Raw genomic sequence first — 14,892 nt, 5'->3', positions numbered from 1 at the left:
AAAGACGCTCAAAGGAGCGGAGCTATGCGGCCCCGCTCCCCTGTTTTATCAGCGGTGATAGATGACCTTATCCACCAGACCGAATTCCTTGGCCTCCTCAGCGGACATGAAGTTGTCCCGCTCACAGGCGGCGGTGACCTCTTCCACAGACCGGCCTGTATTGTTGGCCAAGATCTGATTCATGCGCTTCTTGATGATCTCCAGCCGCTTGAGATGGATGGCCATATCAGTGATCTGGCCCTGGGTCCCGGCAGAGGGCTGGTGGATCATGATCTCTGCATTGGGCAGAACCAGACGCTTTCCCTTGGTTCCCGAAGACAGAAGGAAAGCGCCCATGGAGGCGGCCATACCAATGCAGATGGTCGACACGTCGCATTTGATATACTGCATGGTGTCGTAGATGGCCATACCGTCGGTGACGGAGCCGCCGGGGCTGTTGATGTAGAACTGGATCTCCTTGTCGGGATCCTGGGCTTCCAGGTAGAGAAGCTGCGCCACGACCAGAGAAGCCGTGGTGGCGTTTACCTCCTCACCCAGGAAGATAATGCGGTCGTTGAGCAGCCGGGAAAAAATGTCATAGGAGCGCTCGCCCCGACTGGTCTGCTCTACTACATAAGGTACCAAACTCATAGCTGGAAAGTCTCCTTATTCGCGAATTCACAGGAAAAACACACCACAGTATTCCCCATTAGAGGAAAATCATTCCTCGCTCTTGGCCTTCTTGGTGGTCTTTTTGGCCGCGGGCTTCTTCTCTTCGGCCTTGGTCTCGGTCTTCTTGGCCGCCGTCTTCTTAGCGGGCTTCTCCTCAACCTTGGCGTCGGTCTTCTTAGCCGCCGTCTTCTTGGCAGGCTTCTCCTCCGCCTTGGTCTCGTCCTTCTTGGTGGCCTTCTTGGCGGGAGCCTTCCCCGCCTTAGCGGAGTCGAAGATCACCTTGGCGGCCTTCTGGTTGCTCAGGTCGCGGGTCAGGTCAGCCGCGGGTACGATCTCTTTGACCTTCTCCGCGGGCATGCCGTACTGCTGCGCCAGACGCTCGCACTCGGCGGCGATATCTTCTTCTGTGACCTCGATCTTCTCAGCCTCGGCCACAGCCCGAAGGGCCAGATCGGTCTTGACCTGGCGCGCGGCCCCCTCGGAAGCCTGGAGCTTGAGCATATCTACGGTAAGGCCGGTCATGGCCAGATACTGCTCGAAGGGGATGCCCTGGCTGGTGATGCGCTGGGCGTAATCCTCCAGCATCTGCTGGGCCCGCATTTCCACCATGGCCTCCGGGATCTCCACGGTCATGTTCTCGGTAACCTGATCCAGCAGCGCCTCCTCAAAGGCGCTATTGGCCTGGCGCTCCCGGCGCTCGGTGAGCTTATCACCCAGATCCTTGCGCAGCGCAGCCAGCGTCTCAAACTCGGAGACGTCCTTGGCAAACTCGTCGTCCAGGGCGGGGGTCTGCTTCTCCTTTACGGCATGCACCGTCACCTTGAACACGGCGGGCTTACCCGCCAGCTCCTCCGCCTGATACTCCTCAGGGAAGGTGACATTCACATCCTTCTCGGCGCCGGGCTTGACACCGATGAGCTGATCTTCGAATCCGGGGATAAAAGAGCCGGAGCCCAGCTCCAGGTCATAGTTGTCGCCCTTGCCGCCGTCGAAAGCCTTGCCGTCCATAAAGCCCTCGAAGTCGATGGTCACGGTGTCGCCCTTCTTCGCCTTCCGCTCCACATCCACCATGCGGGTGGCACGCTGGATGTAGGGCTTGAGCTCCTCATCAATGTCCTTTTCGGCGACCTTCACAGTCTCCTTGGGGGCGGTGAGGCCCTTATACTTGCCCAGTTTCACCTCGGGACGGACTGCCACGGTGGCCTTGAAGGAAAAGCCCTCCTTATTGGCCTCCAGCAGCTCCACCTCGGGATAGGCCACAGTATCCAGCTTCTCCTGCTCCGCCGCCTGGGCGAAGAGGTCGGGATAGAGGTCGTTGATAGCGTCTTCATAGAAGATCTCAGCGCCGTACATGGTCTCGATGATCTTCCGGGGAGCTTTGCCCTTGCGGAAACCGGGAATGGCAATGCGGCCACGATTTTTCCGATAGGCCTTTTCAATGGCGGCCTCGAATTCCTCGGCGCTGGCTTCGATGGTCAGGGCGACCATGCTCTTTTCCAGTTTCTCAACACTCTTCACGTTCATGTTTGTACTTCCTCCTGTAAGCGGGGCACCGACCATTTTTTCGGCGGCAGGGCCCGTCTTGCGATATCTTGTTTATTGTAGCAGGGATAGGCGCATATTTCCAGTATTTTTTCAATAATTGTCTGAACTTTTTTATTCGCCCGCCCCGGTCATGATTTTTTGGGGGATAAAATTCACATAATCGCCTGCGATCAGGTGGTATTCCACGCTTCCCCGCCGTCCCTCCTGGGCCAGCCGGTGACTGCCGCCGTGGAGGTGGCCGTAATAGCAGGCTGTGACCTGATAATACTCCAACAGATCCACGATCTCCTGACAGATATAACCCTGATAAAGGGGCGGGTAATGAAGGAAGCAGAGCTTCTCCCGCTCCCCCGCCGCTTTCAGCGAGGTCTCCAGCCGGAGCACCTCCCGCTTGAAGACCTTCTCGTTGTGGCCGTCGGCCTCCTCCTCGAAAAACCAGCCCCGGGTGCCGCACAGAGCCACGTCACCATACAGCTGGCAGTTGTTGTGGAGCAGGGCAAAATTGGTCAGGCCATGGCTGTTCCAAAAATTCAGCATCTTGTTGGCGGTCGTCCACCAATAGTCGTGATTGCCCTTCACAAAGTATTTTTTCCCGGGAAACAGGGCGTCTAAAAACCGAAAGTCGGGCAGGGCCTCCTCTAAGCTCATGCCCCAGCTCAGGTCGCCGCAGAAGACCACCACGTCCTCCTGCGTCAGCGGGGCAAAGGCTGCGCGGAGCTTTTCCACATAGCCCTCCCAGGCGCCGCCAAAGGTGTCCATGGGCTTGCTGCCCCCCAGGGAGAGGTGGGTATCGCCGATGGCGTACAGAGCCATTACCGAAGCATCTCCCGGACAGCGTCCACCATATTTTCCTTCTCCGTAGTGCGGTCAAAGCGGACGCGCTTTCCCGCCAGCTCCGCCAGCGGCTCGGGCGCGGCCAGGCCGGTGAGGTCAGACAGCTGCCGGATGCTGTCCAGCCCCTGGGCGGGCTCGGACACGCCGATGGCCTCCATGACGGCGGGACAGAATTTGAAGGGGCTGGCGGTGGAGACCACCAGAGCGGGCGCATCGTCCCCGGTCTTGGCGCGGTACTGCTCCAGGGCGTTCACTGCCACAGCGGTGTGGGGATCGATAAGGTACTGCTTCTCCCTCCACATCTTTCCGATGGCGGCTTTCGCGGCGGCGTCGTCGCACCAGGCGGCGGCGAAATCCCGATCCAGCGCTCGTTTTACCGGGGCGGAGACCTCGTAACGGCCCGTCTCAGCCAGGGCGTCCATCCAGCCCTTGACCTGGCTGGCGTCTCCGTGGGTGTAGGCGTGGAGGAGCCGCTCCAAATTGGAGGAGATGAGGATGTCCATGGAGGGGGAAATGGTGTTGTAGAAGGGCCGGTTGCGGTCATAGACTCCGGTCTCAATAAAGTCGGTCAGAACATTGTTGCTGTTGGACGCACAGATAAGCCGCCCAAGGGGCACCCCCATCTGCTTGGCATACCAGGCCGCCAGGATATCGCCGAAGTTGCCGGTGGGGACGCAGACGTTGAGTCTGTCCCCCTTCTCGATGGCCCCCTCTTTCATCATATCGCAGTAGGCGGAGACGTAGTAGACGATCTGGGGCAGCACCCTCCCCCAGTTGATGGAATTGGCGGAGGACAAAAACACACCGCGGCCCGCCAACTCCGCTTTTAAGTCGGCGTCGGAGAAGATGCGCTTGACGCCGGTCTGGGCATCGTCAAAGTTGCCCACCACCGAGCAGACGCCCACGTTGACGCCCTCCTGGGTGTTCATCTGAAGCTCCTGGATGGCGGAGACCCCGTCCTTGGGATAGAATACCAGGATCCGAGTGCCCGGCACATCCTTGAACCCCTCCAGGGCGCCCTTGCCCGTATCACCGGAGGTGGCCACCAGGATACACACCATCTTGTTCTCCCCCACCTTCCGCAGGGAGGCAGTGAGCAGATGGGGCAGCATCTGAAGGGCCATATCCTTGAACGCGCAGGTGGGCCCGTGCCACAGCTCCAAGGTGTATGTGGCGTCGTCCACCTTACGGATCGGCGCCACCCTGGGATCGTCAAAGCGTCCGCTGCCGTATGCCTTGGCGGCAAAACCGGACAGCTCAGAGGCGGAGAAGCCGTCCAGATACATGTTCATCAGATAGACCGCCCGCTGCTGGTAGGTCATATCCTTTAGGGTGTTCAGGGCGTTCCCCGCCAAAGAGGGGATGGCCTCGGGCGTATAAAGCCCGCCGTCAGGGGCCAGACCGTAGGCGATGGCCCCCGCTACCGTGGTCTTGCTCAGTCGGTCTCTGGTGCTTACATAGTACATACTTCTCTCACGACCCTCATCAAATTATTGTAAAACAGGTCTTTTACCTGCTGTTCCGGATAGTTCATTCGGAGCAGACGCTCCGCTACGGCCTCCAGATCCTGAAACCCGGCGATCCCCCGCGGCATGTCCTTGATACCGTCCCAATCGCCGCCCAGGGAGATGTTTTTCCCACCGCCCAGGCTCAGCCAGTGCTCGATATGCGCCACCACCGTATCTATGGTGGGTTCGCTCTGCCCGACAAACTCGGCGGCCATATTCAGCCCAGCCACTCCATGATTGCCTATTATGGCAGTAAATTGCTCATCGGTCAAGTTCCGTTTGTGGGGACATATGGCCCGTGAATTGGAGTGACTGGCAAAAACCGGTTTCCGCGCCAGCTCCATCACATCCCAAAAGCCGGGGTCTGACAGGTGGGACACGTCCACCAGCATCCCCAGCTCCTGCATCCGCCGTACAAAGGACTTCCCCTGCTCCGTCAGACCCTTTTGGGAGGATTCGTTGTTGCTGCCGGAGAGGTGGTTTTCATGGTTCCAGGTCAGGTTCACCGCCCGAACGCCCATGTGGTAAGCCTCCTCCAGCTTTTGGAGGTCACATTCCAGCAGCTCCGCTCCCTCCACGGAGAGAAAGGCGGCCTGCTTTCCTGCCGCCCAGGCCGCCTCCGCCTCCCCGGCGGTACGGCAATGTGTCACCAGACCGCTGTTGGCCGCCATCTCCCGCCGGAAGATGGCCTCCTGGGCCAGGAATACTTCCCACAGAGAGCATCCCGGCGTCTCGTCAGGAGAACCGAAGACGGCGAAGAACTGGGCGCATTTCCCCAGCTTCCCCATGCGCTTCAAGTCCAGGTGCCCGGAATTCTCCCGGAAGCCCCCTCCCTGCCGGTAACAGCGCAAAAGGGTGTCGCAATGTCCGTCAAAGACCTGCATTCCAAAGCCTCCTCAAAAGGCGTTTTCGATATAGTTGATCTCCGGCCGCTCTGTGGCCATCCCCTGGGGGGCGTATACCTCTGCCACGTCGAACCGGGGCTGGAGTCGGGTCGGATTCCAGGCCAGATAAAGCTCCGCTGCGGCACGCAGTTTCCCCTGTTTCCGGGCGTCCACCGCCTCTCTGGCCAGGGCAAAATCTGCGTTCTTCCGCAGCTTTACCTCCACCAGACGCAGGAATTTTCCGTCGTCAGCGATCAGGTCGATCTCCCCGAAGCGGCAGTGCCACCCGGCGGCGACAATGCGGCAGCCCTGCCGCCGCAGCTCTTTGGCCACCAAGTCCTCTCCCCAGCGGCCCAAAAGCTTTCTGTCTCCTCCAACGCTCATTTCCGCCCCTCCCATGTCCGCAGGAAGGTCTTTCGGTGGATAGGACTGGGGCCATACTTGTCCAGCCGCTCATAGTGGAGCTTAGTCCCGTAGCCCTTGTGCCGCTCAAAGGCATATTCCGGGTACCGCTGCGCCATCTCCAGCATATACCGGTCACGACTCACCTTGGCCAAAATGGAGGCCGCCGCCATGGAGGCCGACAAGCTATCTCCCTTTACAACGCAGCGGTGAGGCGTGATGATGGCGGCGGTCTGCCCCTTGTCCCGGTTTCCGTCGATGAGAGCGAAGTCCGGCTTGCGGCCCAGAGCGTCAATGGCCATCTGCATGGCCTTTATCCGGGCGCTCAAAATGTCAGTATTGTCGATCTCGGCGGTATCCACGCTGGCTACCGCCCAAGCCTCCGCCCGCTCCTGTATGACAGGGAAAAGTGCTTCACGGCTCTTTTCCGTCAGCTGTTTTGAGTCATTGAGACCCGGCAGTTCTATGTATCGCGGCAGGATCACCGCTCCAGCATAGACCGGCCCCGCCAGAGGCCCGGCCCCCGCTTCATCGGCGCCGCAGACCAGGGCATAGCCCTCTGCCCAGCAGCGCTCCTCCTGTTCCCAAAAGCTCATAGCGCCGCCTCCGGCCATTCCAGCGTAAAGCGGCCCAGCTTGCCGCCCCGCAGCTCATCTAAAAGGATGCGGGCCATCCGCTCGGTATCCGCCTCGCCGCCGGAGATAAGGAACCCCCGTTTCCGGGCGCTCGCCTGGAGAAGCTCATAGCCATAGGCCACGCTGTCCTGGCCCGCCTCTTTCTCCGGGATCTCCAGCTTATAACGCTCCTTCAGCGCCTGGGGATAGCGGCTTGCCAGGTCGTCCATCAGCCGGCAGGCCAGGGTCTCCACATCCATCACGTCGTCCTTCACCGCGCCGGTATATGCCAGGTGGAGCCCTACCTGCTCATCCTCGAACTTGGGCCACAGGATACCGGGGGTATCCAGCAGAGAGAGGCCCTGGTCTACCGTGACCCACTGCTTGCCGCGGGTCACACCGGGGCGGTCGGCCGCTTTGGCGGATCGGCGCTTTGCCACCTGGTTGATAAAGGTGGACTTGCCCACGTTGGGCACTCCCACCACCATGGCCCGCACCGGGCGGCCCACCAGTCCCTTGGCCTTCCAGCGCTGGATCTGCTCGCTCAAAAGCTGCCGTGAGGCGGCGGGGAATTTTTCAATGCCCTTCCCTGTCTTGGCGTCGGTCTCCAGCACGGCAAAACCCCTGGCCTGAAAGGTCTCTGCCCACAGCCGATTGGCTGCGGGGTCGGCCTGGTCGGCCCGGTTGAGGACGACGAGCCGGGGCTTGGCGGCACAGATGGCGTCGATATCCGGGTTTCGGGAGGAGATGGGAATGCGGGCGTCGATGATCTCGACCACCATGTCCACCAGGCCCAGATCGGCCTCGATCTGCCTTCTCGTCTTGGTCATGTGGCCGGGATACCATTGGATGTTCATATCTCCACCTCTTTTGAAAGAAAATTGGAAGAAATTTGTCCTCTTTGTTGTAAGATTTCTCCTCTATCTTATGGACATTCCAAAAAAGAGGAGAAACCGTCATGTCATCGTTTACTCTAAAAATCATTGCTCTGCTGACTATGCTCTGGGATCATATCGCTTACGTTTACCCGCCGGCCCTGATCCTGCCCACGCTGTTTCCTGCTATTTCGGCGGAGCTGTTTGAAGCGCTGTTCCACGCCTCCCACTACATTGGTCGCGTCTCCGCCCCCATCTTTCTCTGGGCCATTGCCCAAGGCTACCGCCACACCAAGGACTTCAAAAAATACGCCCTGCGGCTGCTGATATTCGCCTGTCTGGCGGAGGGGCCTTATTCTCTTCTTTTCCAAGCCCACGGAAATATTATTTTCACTCAGCTCATAGGCCTTCTGACCCTGCGAGCCATGGACTGGGGCAATAAAAGTCGGCCCGGCCTGGGCTATGTCCTGGCGGCCCTGTCGGTATTTCTCTCCTGGCATTTCGCCCTCTTTGAAGGGGGCGGACGGTACATTTTGTTTATCCTGACCTTCTATCTTACCGACCACTGGTTTGTGGGCAAAAAAGCGCTTCTCTGGCTTTTTCTGTATCCCTCCAGCCGCTGGAAGCTGCTGGCCCTGACGCTCTCGGAGGGGCTTCGCCTTTCCAACTTTGTTCTCAACGGCTTCGGCCCTCTGCTGGGGGTGGGGCTCACCTTTCTCTATAACGAAAAAAAGGGCCCGGATATCCCCTTTGTGAAATGGCTCTGGTATTTCCTCTATCCTGCCCACCTGCTGGCTTTGGGGCTGCTGGCCTCCTAAATCGTATTGCGAAACATTTATCCGGAAATGCGGTCATTCACCCAAGGAGCCGGCCCTCACCATTGCAGAGATCGTCTTTCATTATACATAACTTTTTCCCATTTGAAAAGCCATATAGGCACAAAAAAGGAGCGGTCTCCCGCTCCTTTTTTGAATGATCTCTTACAGCTTCTCCTTGAGCTTGGCGCCCTTTCCCACGCGGTCGCGCAGGTAATAGAGCTTCGCCCGGCGCACCTTGCCCCGGCGCACCAGCTCGATCTTCTCCACTGCGGGCGCGTGGAGGGGGAAAACCTTCTCCACACCCACGCCGTAGGAGATACGGCGAACGGTGATGCTCTCGTCAATGCCGCCGTGCTTCTTGGCGATCACAGTGCCTTCAAACACCTGGATACGCTCACGGCTGCCCTCCTTGACCCGAACGTGCACCCGAACGGTGTCGCCCACATTGGCAGTGGGAGGGGTCTCCTTGACATACTTGGCGGTAAAAGCCTGCATCAGATCCATTTTCTTTCCTCCTGATTTATAGGCGTTCATTCCGGCTTTTTGTGCCGTCGCTCCTGATGGGACGGCGCCGCAGCGGAACACCCTTTATTGAGACTGTGGTATTTTATCACAGCCCTTTCACTAATGCAAGCAAAATTTTATTTTTTATCCCAAATTACCCCGCTGTCCCCACTGTTCCCGGCGGGCGGCCTGCGTCATCCAAAGTCCGGCAATGAGCAATGTAAAATTCTGTCCGCCGCTTTCCCACAGTAAAAAACATCCGGCCCCCAGCAGGAGCAGAGCCACTATGATGGAACATATCTCCGCGCTCCGCCGCCCCAGCTCCTCCCGTCCCAGCAGAGCCAGCAAATTCTCCAGCGCCCGGCCGCCGTCCAGCCACCCTGCCGGCAGCAGATTGAACAGCGTTAAGCCTAAATTGAGCCCGGCAAAAAGGTAGAGCCGCTCTCCCGCCCCATGGCGGGCCAGACCGGCGCTCCCCATTGCCAGTAGCAGATTCATCCCGGGGCCCGCCAGCGCCGCCAAAAGCATTTTCCCCGGCGGCAAGGGCCGGGCCGCCGACAGGCGAAGCTCCGCTCCGGCGCAGGACAGGCGCAGATACCGTATCCGCCCCCCCAGCGCCCTGATCGCCCACCAGTGTCCCAGTTCATGGAGCGCGCAGGCCAAAAGCGCCCATAAAAATATCCCGCCGCTGTCCAAGTAGTAAAGAAGCGCAGCTGCCAGCAGGGCTCCGCCGCTGATCTCCACCCGTCCCCAGCTCACGATTGGGTCTCGATATAGTACTCCGGATTCAGCCGCACCCCGTTCAGCTTGAGCTCAAAGTGGAGATGGGGGCCGGTGACCTCTCCCGTAGCCCCGGATTCTGCCACTTTTTCCCCTGCCGCCACGGTCTGTCCCTGCTGGACGCACAGCTTGGAGCAGTGGGCGTAAAAGCTCTTTACCCCGTTGCCGTGATCCAGTTGGAGGTACTGGCCGTAAACGTCGCTCTCTCCAATATAATCCACCGTCCCGGCGGCAAAGGCTTTCACTGTGGTACCGGTCTCCGAGGCCAGATCTACGCCATAATGGAACTTCTCCTCGTTTTCGAGAGGGTGCATCCGCCAGCCAAAGGGGGAACTCTCTACCGCCATCACCGGAGTTACTGTCTCACCGAGCCCCAGCGCATAGCGATCCATGGTAGTATTGTCCGGCAGGGTGGGGCCGGTATAGTCCATATAGACTACCGCCGGCTCCGGCTCAGGTTCGGGTATGGGCTCCGGCTCTGCCGCAGGCGGCGCCCCGCTGCCGGCCATAGGATCGTCGTAATCGGGCCGGGAAACCGCTCCTGCCAGCAGGGCCGCCGGGGAGGCGTCCCGCCGCCGCAAGGCCAGTTGGGTGGACTGATAGAGAAGTCCGTCCTCTCCCAGCGCGGTGGAGGCAGGCTTCTCCTTCGGCATGAATACGTCCACCCAAAGCTCTCCCATGGTCTCAGCCACAGGTCTTCCCGAGGCCAATGACCAACCCAGGTCGGCGAAGGCGGCCCGGAAGTCCACGTCGGAGCGAAGCGCGCGCTGCAGATCCTCCTGAAGCGCATCCAGCCTGTCCGCCCCCTTGGCGAAAAATACGGCGAGAAAGAGCAGCAGGCAGGCGCCCAGCTGCATCAGCCGCCGCTTCTCTCGCTCCCCTAATATTGCTCTCGTCCCCTGGGCGCGGGGATAGGCCCGCCGCCCCATTGTTTTTTCCATCATGTCCACCGCCTTTTTCACTGGAAGCTTATGCCTTCCGGGGGACAACTATTCCACAGAGAAAAACAAAGGCCAGACCACGGCGGTGGTCTGGCCTTTGTCATCTTTTTCATATAAAATGCGGGATGAGATCCGCTGACTAAAAAAGTCGGAGTATCCTCATGGATACTCCGACTTTGGTCCGAGTGGCGGGATTTGAACCCACGGCCTCATGGTCCCGAACCATGCGCGCTACCAACTGCGCTACACCCGGATGCTGTTTGAAGCAGATAATATTATACTAACCTTGACCTGTGTTGTCAAGTGGAAACCCCGCCTTTCCCTTTCTGAACGGGAGCCAGACGGAGCAAGGGTAAAAACACCGGCGCCCGGACACAATAGTGCGGAGGTGACGCTTCATGGGCTCCGTTTGGTCTGACAACACTACACTGCCTGCCTTCGGGCAGCTCCATCACGATCTGAACACTGACGTACTCATTATCGGCGGCGGCCTGGCGGGCCTCCTCTGCGCCTGGCGGCTCCATCAGCTGGGGGTGGATTATGCCCTTACAGAGGCTGATGTAGTCTGTGGCGGTATCACCAAGGACACCACCGCAAAGATCACCGCACAGCACGGCCTTATCTATGCCAAATTGACGCGAACGCAGGGAAAAGGCGCCGCCAAGACCTATCTGGAGGCAAATCAAACCGCTCTGGAGCAGTACCGAACCCTCTGCGAACGCATCGATTGTGACTTTCTGCCCCGGGACGCCTTCGTCTATTCCCGGACAGACCGTGCCAGCTTAGAGGAAGAGGCCGCCTGTCTCAATGATTTGGGCGTTCCCGCCTCTTTGGAGCTCCGCCCGCCTCTCCCCTTTTCCGTGGCCGGGGCAGTGCGCTTTCCCGGTCAGGCTCAGTTTGATCCCCTGAAGTTTGCCGCATCTCTCCTGCCCAGGCTCCATATCTATGAGCATTCCCCCATCCGTTCTCTGGCTCCTCACAAGGCGATAACAGACAGGGCGGTCATCCGGGCCAAAAAGATCATCGTGGCCACCCACTTCCCCATTCTGAACCGTCACGGCAGTTATTTTATGAAACTCTACCAGCACCGCTCTTACGTTCTGGCGCTGGAAAATGCCCCCGACCTGGGCGGAATGTATGTAGACAAGGATCTGGACGGGCTCTCCTTCCGCAATCATGGCGGGCTTTTGATCCTGGGCGGCGGCGGACATAAGACCGGCAAGGAGGGTGACGGCTGGGCGGCTCTGGAGGCCTTTGCCCGCCGCCACTGGCCCAAAAGCCGGGTCAAATACCGCTGGGCCACCCAGGACTGTATGAGCCTGGACGGCATCCCCTATATCGGGCAATATGCCGCTTCTACCCCCGACCTTTATGTGGCGACAGGGTTCAACGCATGGGGAATGACCTCCTCTATGGCCGCGGCCCTTCTGCTCTCAGATCTGGTGACAGGGCGCAAAAACGCCTGGGCGAAGCTCTTCTCCCCCTCCCGCTCCGTCCTTCAGCCTCAATTGGCCGCCAATTTGGGTCAGAGCGTCCTGGGCCTTTTAACGCCTACCGTCCCCCGCTGTCCCCATATGGGCTGTGCGCTGAAGTGGAACGAAGCGGAGAACACCTGGGACTGCCCCTGTCACGGCTCGCGGTTCACCAAGGACGGAAAGCTTTTGGATGATCCGGCCACAAAAAATATAAAATAAGCGAGAAAACCCGCCAAATTTCGGCGGGTTTTCTCATGTTAGAAAACCACTTTCCCCATTCTCCATTATCTGCTATAATAAGTTTACCTTTGATCGGCGGGTGATTGGCGGGGAGAACACGTATCGGTTCCCGGCAATCAAAGATATTATCCTTCGGAAAGCTGATGAGAATATGGAAGATCACATGCCTGTACACGCGCCGCTTCCCGGGCTGGGCCTGCGAAGCCTGAAAACGGCGCTGTCCACTTTGTTCACCGCGCTGCTTTACGCCTTCCTCCCCGGACGCAATCCCACCTTCGCCTGTATCGGCGCCATCTTTGGCCTGGGTTATGACATGGAAAATTCACGCCTGAACGGCGGCAACCGCTTTTTCGGCACCATTATTGGCGGTTTCATTGGCTTGGGGATGTACTGGCTGGAGCATCAGCTCTTTCCCGAGGGCTGCTATTGGCTGCGGCTGCCGCTTATCTTTATCGGCGTGGTGCTTCTGGTAACGCTGTGTGTGTGCTTTCACTGGCCCGGCGGCGTTCAGCCCGGGGGCGTGGTGCTGTGCATCATCCTCTTTAATACTCCCGCCCACCACATCGACTATGCCATCGACCGTATGATCGACACCGGCGTGGGCGTGGTCATCTCCCTGCTGATCAACTATCTCCTCCCCCGCCGCCGCTTGGAACGGTGGATCCATCTGAAACCCGTGGCAAAAAACTGAACGCGCCGTTCTGTTTTTTGCTGACTTTCTCCCTGAAGTATGTTATACTCAATGGCAGAACATAAGCGGAGGGACTTTTTATGACTGACCTTCAATACTTACAGCTCCTCTCCCGCAGCTATCCCACGGCACTGGCGGCCTCGGCGGAGATCATCAATCTCAATGCCATCTGCCGTTTGCCCAAGGGCACGGAGTACTTTTTCAGCGACCTCCACGGAGAGTATGACGCCTTCAGTTACCTGCTCTCCAGCGCCTCCGGCATCATCCGGGACAAGATCGAGGCGCTTTTTTCCTGGTCGGTTTCAGAGAAGGAGCGTGACGAACTGGCCATGCTCATTTATAACCCGGTGGACACCCTCAACCGCTTCCGCAGCGAGTTGGACGCCGAGGGCTATGACAACTGGTGCCGCATCGCCATCTACCGGCTGGTGCAGGTTTGCAAGGCGGTGTCTTCCAAATACACCCGCTCCAAGGTGCGCAAAAAGATCCCTTCCAACTTCTCTTACATCATTGATGAGCTCCTCCACGCTGACGCTGACGACAACAAAGAGCGTTATTATGAAGAGATCATCCGCTCTATTGTCTCCACCGGCACCTCTGACGCCTTCATTGCCCAGTTCTGTGACCTGATCCGGGGCTGCGCGGTGGATATGCTCCACATTATCGGCGATATCTTTGACCGGGGCCCCCACGCCGACCGGATCATGGAGGAGCTGCGCCGGTTCCACGATGTGGACATCCAGTGGGGCAACCACGACATCGCCTGGATGGGCGCTTTCGCCGGCAACCAGGCCTGCGTGGCCAGCGTCCTGCGCCGGGCGGTCAGCTACAACAACTTTGATGAGATCGAGGACGGCTACGGCATCAATCTGCGGCCGCTGTCCATGTTCGCCGCTGAGGTATACCGGGACGATCCCTGTGACCGCTTCGCCCCCCATGTGTTGGACGAGAATGTATACGATCCCGTAGATATCCAGCTGGCCTCCAAGATGCACAAAGCTATGGCTGTCATCGAGCTGAAACTGGAAAGCCAGCTGGTCAAACGCCGCCCGGAGTACGGCATGACCGACCGGGCGCTCTTCTCCCGGATCGACTTTACTGACTACACCGTAGTGGTGGACGGGAAAAAGTACGAGATGCTGGATCGCTCCTTTCCCACGGTAGATCCCAGGCATCCGGACGTCCTCTCCCGGGGAGAACAGGAGCTCATCGACCAGCTCACCGCCTCCTTCCGGCACAGCAATCTTCTGAAAAAGCATATGCGTTTCCTGCTCAGCCGGGGCGGAATGTATAAGGTGGTTAACGGCAACCTGCTCTACCACGGCTGCATCCCCATGCGGGAAGACGGAACCTTTGACACCATTCGTCTGGACGGCCGGGAGCTCACCGGCAAGGCCTATTTGGACGCCATCAACGCCAAAGTCCGCCGGGCTTTTTACGGAACGCCCGGCACCAGCGAATACGACAGCGCCGTGGATTATTTCTGGTATCTCTGGGCCGGCCCCAAGTCCCCCCTCTTCGGCAAGAGCAAGCTCTCTGCCTTTGAGCGCTACTTTGTGGCCGAGAAGGAGACCCATACGGAGATTTATAACCCCTACTATTCCCTGGTCAAAAGCCGGGAAACCTGCGAGATGCTTCTGCGGGAATTTGGACTGGATCCCGCCCGTTCCCACATCGTTAACGGCCATGTGCCTGTCAAGGAAAAGGAGGGGGAAAGCCCCATCCGGGGCGACGGGCTCCTCTTCGTCATTGATGGCGGCATCTCTAAGGCCTATCAGCGGCAGACTGGCTTCGGCGGGTACACCCTCATCTACAACTCCCACCACCTGGCTCTGGCCCAGCACAAGCCCTACGGCCAGATCCAGGCCGACCCCAGAGGCAGCGCACCCCAGGTGCGCATCGTGGAAACCATGCCCAAGCGGGTGTTGGTGGGCGATACAGACACAGGCGCCGCCCTGTGGGAACGCATCGCCAGTCTGGAGGATCTTCTGACCGCCTATCGGGAGGGCACCATTAAGGAACAAAGCGAATAATATGGAACGGCGGGGATGGATGTCAGCTCCGCGCCTGCCGGGGCGCCCGCTTGTAGAGACGGGGCACCCGTTTGTTGACGTTGCACAGAAGCTCGTA

At 59.0% G+C, this 14,892-nt stretch carries 15 protein-coding genes and 1 tRNA gene; 4 read left to right on the top strand and 12 right to left on the bottom strand.

Features of this window, described 5'->3' with window-relative positions:
• Positions 1-48 precede the first annotated feature (48 nt).
• From NFR87_RS03530 to ylqF, 8 genes are all read right to left on the bottom strand, one after another.
• Complete coding sequence (locus NFR87_RS03530; RefSeq protein ID WP_251446434.1) at positions 49-630, bottom strand: ATP-dependent Clp protease proteolytic subunit; 582 nt, start codon at positions 628-630, stop codon at positions 49-51.
• Positions 631-699: 69 nt separating this feature from the next.
• Positions 700-2,175 carry a trigger factor gene (gene tig, locus NFR87_RS03525; RefSeq protein ID WP_251446431.1) on the bottom strand — a complete coding sequence of 492 codons (1,476 nt, stop codon included), beginning with the start codon at positions 2,173-2,175 and terminating at the stop codon, positions 700-702.
• 132 nt (positions 2,176-2,307) lie between these two features.
• A complete protein-coding gene (locus NFR87_RS03520; RefSeq protein ID WP_251446428.1) occupies positions 2,308-3,009 on the bottom strand; it encodes a metallophosphoesterase in 702 nt (233 codons plus the stop codon).
• On the bottom strand, positions 3,009-4,496 hold the full coding sequence (thrC, locus tag NFR87_RS03515; RefSeq protein ID WP_251446424.1) for a threonine synthase: 1,488 nt from the start codon (positions 4,494-4,496) through the stop codon (positions 3,009-3,011). The genes NFR87_RS03520 and thrC overlap by 1 nt, the downstream gene beginning before the upstream one ends.
• Positions 4,484-5,422 carry a dipeptidase gene (locus NFR87_RS03510; RefSeq protein WP_251446422.1) on the bottom strand — a complete coding sequence of 313 codons (939 nt, stop codon included), beginning with the start codon at positions 5,420-5,422 and terminating at the stop codon, positions 4,484-4,486. The genes thrC and NFR87_RS03510 overlap by 13 nt, the downstream gene beginning before the upstream one ends.
• Positions 5,423-5,434: 12 nt before the next feature.
• Complete coding sequence (locus tag NFR87_RS03505; RefSeq protein WP_251446419.1) at positions 5,435-5,806, bottom strand: YraN family protein; 372 nt, start codon at positions 5,804-5,806, stop codon at positions 5,435-5,437.
• The gene (locus NFR87_RS03500) at positions 5,803-6,420 is read right to left on the bottom strand and encodes a ribonuclease HII (protein WP_251446417.1); all 618 of its coding nucleotides are present in this window, start codon (positions 6,418-6,420) and stop codon (positions 5,803-5,805) included. Before NFR87_RS03500 ends, NFR87_RS03505 begins: the two co-directional genes overlap by 4 nt.
• Positions 6,417-7,295, bottom strand: coding sequence for a ribosome biogenesis GTPase YlqF (ylqF, locus tag NFR87_RS03495; RefSeq protein ID WP_251446416.1), 879 nt, complete (start codon positions 7,293-7,295; stop codon positions 6,417-6,419). The genes NFR87_RS03500 and ylqF overlap by 4 nt, the downstream gene beginning before the upstream one ends.
• 101 nt (positions 7,296-7,396) lie before the next feature.
• Between ylqF and NFR87_RS03490 the strand changes: the two genes are divergently transcribed.
• The gene (locus NFR87_RS03490; protein ID WP_251446414.1) at positions 7,397-8,131 is read left to right on the top strand and encodes a TraX family protein; all 735 of its coding nucleotides are present in this window, start codon (positions 7,397-7,399) and stop codon (positions 8,129-8,131) included.
• A 162-nt stretch (positions 8,132-8,293) separates the two neighbouring features.
• On the opposite strand, the gene rplS is transcribed toward NFR87_RS03490, so the two are convergent.
• The 4 genes from rplS to NFR87_RS03470 form a co-directional block, all read right to left on the bottom strand.
• Positions 8,294-8,635: a 50S ribosomal protein L19 gene (gene rplS, locus NFR87_RS03485; RefSeq protein WP_277613122.1), complete on the bottom strand. Its 342-nt coding sequence runs from the start codon at positions 8,633-8,635 to the stop codon at positions 8,294-8,296.
• 144 nt (positions 8,636-8,779) lie between these two features.
• Positions 8,780-9,394 carry a site-2 protease family protein gene (locus NFR87_RS03480; RefSeq protein WP_251446411.1) on the bottom strand — a complete coding sequence of 205 codons (615 nt, stop codon included), beginning with the start codon at positions 9,392-9,394 and terminating at the stop codon, positions 8,780-8,782.
• On the bottom strand, positions 9,391-10,359 hold the full coding sequence (locus NFR87_RS03475; RefSeq protein WP_251446410.1) for a M23 family metallopeptidase: 969 nt from the start codon (positions 10,357-10,359) through the stop codon (positions 9,391-9,393). Before NFR87_RS03475 ends, NFR87_RS03480 begins: the two co-directional genes overlap by 4 nt.
• A 174-nt stretch (positions 10,360-10,533) precedes the next feature.
• Positions 10,534-10,609: transfer RNA gene (locus tag NFR87_RS03470), tRNA-Pro, on the bottom strand.
• A 145-nt stretch (positions 10,610-10,754) separates the two neighbouring features.
• On the opposite strand from NFR87_RS03470, the gene NFR87_RS03465 reads away from it, so the two are divergent.
• The 3 genes from NFR87_RS03465 (at position 10,755) to NFR87_RS03455 (ending at position 14,795) form a co-directional block, all read left to right on the top strand.
• The gene (locus NFR87_RS03465; RefSeq protein WP_251446407.1) at positions 10,755-12,050 is read left to right on the top strand and encodes an FAD-dependent oxidoreductase; all 1,296 of its coding nucleotides are present in this window, start codon (positions 10,755-10,757) and stop codon (positions 12,048-12,050) included.
• A 184-nt stretch (positions 12,051-12,234) separates the two neighbouring features.
• Positions 12,235-12,762 carry an FUSC family protein gene (locus NFR87_RS03460; protein ID WP_251446404.1) on the top strand — a complete coding sequence of 176 codons (528 nt, stop codon included), beginning with the start codon at positions 12,235-12,237 and terminating at the stop codon, positions 12,760-12,762.
• Positions 12,763-12,842: 80 nt separating this feature from the next.
• Positions 12,843-14,795 (top strand): fructose-1,6-bisphosphatase, encoded by a 1,953-nt coding sequence (locus NFR87_RS03455; protein ID WP_251446401.1) that lies wholly within the window; start codon positions 12,843-12,845, stop codon positions 14,793-14,795.
• The last annotated feature ends 97 nt before the right edge of the window (positions 14,796-14,892 follow it).

Origin of the sequence: Vermiculatibacterium agrestimuris, assembly GCF_943193085.1 — a bacterium.
Classification (GTDB): domain Bacteria; phylum Bacillota; class Clostridia; order Oscillospirales; family Oscillospiraceae; genus Vermiculatibacterium; species Vermiculatibacterium agrestimuris.
This window is presented reverse-complemented; position numbering and strand designations above follow the sequence as displayed.

Excerpts from the sequence above, each read along its gene's own strand:
- NFR87_RS03530 (WP_251446434.1), bottom strand. The coding sequence starts at position 630 with ATGAGTTTGGTACCTTATGTAGTAGAGCAGACCAGTCGGGGCGAGCGC.
- tig (WP_251446431.1), bottom strand. The coding sequence starts at position 2,175 with ATGAACGTGAAGAGTGTTGAGAAACTGGAAAAGAGCATGGTCGCCCTG.
- NFR87_RS03520 (WP_251446428.1), bottom strand. The coding sequence starts at position 3,009 with ATGGCTCTGTACGCCATCGGCGATACCCACCTCTCCCTGGGGGGCAGC.
- thrC (WP_251446424.1), bottom strand. The coding sequence starts at position 4,496 with ATGTACTATGTAAGCACCAGAGACCGACTGAGCAAGACCACGGTAGCG.
- NFR87_RS03510 (WP_251446422.1), bottom strand. The coding sequence starts at position 5,422 with ATGCAGGTCTTTGACGGACATTGCGACACCCTTTTGCGCTGTTACCGG.
- NFR87_RS03505 (WP_251446419.1), bottom strand. The coding sequence starts at position 5,806 with ATGAGCGTTGGAGGAGACAGAAAGCTTTTGGGCCGCTGGGGAGAGGAC.
- NFR87_RS03500 (WP_251446417.1), bottom strand. The coding sequence starts at position 6,420 with ATGAGCTTTTGGGAACAGGAGGAGCGCTGCTGGGCAGAGGGCTATGCC.
- ylqF (WP_251446416.1), bottom strand. The coding sequence starts at position 7,295 with ATGAACATCCAATGGTATCCCGGCCACATGACCAAGACGAGAAGGCAG.
- NFR87_RS03490 (WP_251446414.1), top strand. The coding sequence starts at position 7,397 with ATGTCATCGTTTACTCTAAAAATCATTGCTCTGCTGACTATGCTCTGG.
- rplS (WP_277613122.1), bottom strand. The coding sequence starts at position 8,635 with ATGGATCTGATGCAGGCTTTTACCGCCAAGTATGTCAAGGAGACCCCT.
- NFR87_RS03475 (WP_251446410.1), bottom strand. The coding sequence starts at position 10,359 with ATGATGGAAAAAACAATGGGGCGGCGGGCCTATCCCCGCGCCCAGGGG.
- NFR87_RS03465 (WP_251446407.1), top strand. The coding sequence starts at position 10,755 with ATGGGCTCCGTTTGGTCTGACAACACTACACTGCCTGCCTTCGGGCAG.
- NFR87_RS03460 (WP_251446404.1), top strand. The coding sequence starts at position 12,235 with ATGCCTGTACACGCGCCGCTTCCCGGGCTGGGCCTGCGAAGCCTGAAA.
- NFR87_RS03455 (WP_251446401.1), top strand. The coding sequence starts at position 12,843 with ATGACTGACCTTCAATACTTACAGCTCCTCTCCCGCAGCTATCCCACG.